Annotated in this window: 1 pseudogene; it reads right to left on the bottom strand. The window is 60.9% G+C overall.

The features are described from left to right. A pseudogene (locus tag ACQRBT_RS28285) lies at window positions 1-453 on the bottom strand (GNAT family N-acetyltransferase); the annotation flags it as partial.

Genomic DNA, 453 nt, shown 5'->3' with positions numbered 1-453 from the left:
GGCTGGCGAGCAGAATATCCAGCGTCCGGGTGTAATGCTCAATGCTGGCATCGTCACGCAGATCCAGCGGGTTGGCGATCTCGACATGGGCAGGCAGAGCATCGCGCAGTTTCTGGCTAGTCTCCTCACTCAGCATGGCCAGCTTGCCATTGCGGGACCAGAGTTGATCAAGCGCCAGCGCTGCAGGCGCGGCACCATTACTGATGATCATCAGCCTGTCACCGCGCAGAGGGCGCATGTGGCTGAGCGTTTCCACTGCGGAAAAGAGCTCATGGGTATCTTTCACACGCAGCAAACCGGCTCGCTGGATGGCGGCATCCCAGGCGGGATCCATTCCGGCGCTGGTATGCAATAACCGCTGCGCTGCCGGGCTGCGACCGCTCTTAATGACCAGAATGGGTTTGTTGCGCGCGGCGCTACGGGCGGCGGATACAAAGTGTCGGGCATCGCTGA

It is taken from the genome of Pseudomonas sp. R19M (genome assembly GCF_050312585.1).
GTDB lineage: Bacteria > Pseudomonadota > Gammaproteobacteria > Pseudomonadales > Pseudomonadaceae > Aquipseudomonas > Aquipseudomonas palleroniana.
This window is presented reverse-complemented; position numbering and strand designations above follow the sequence as displayed.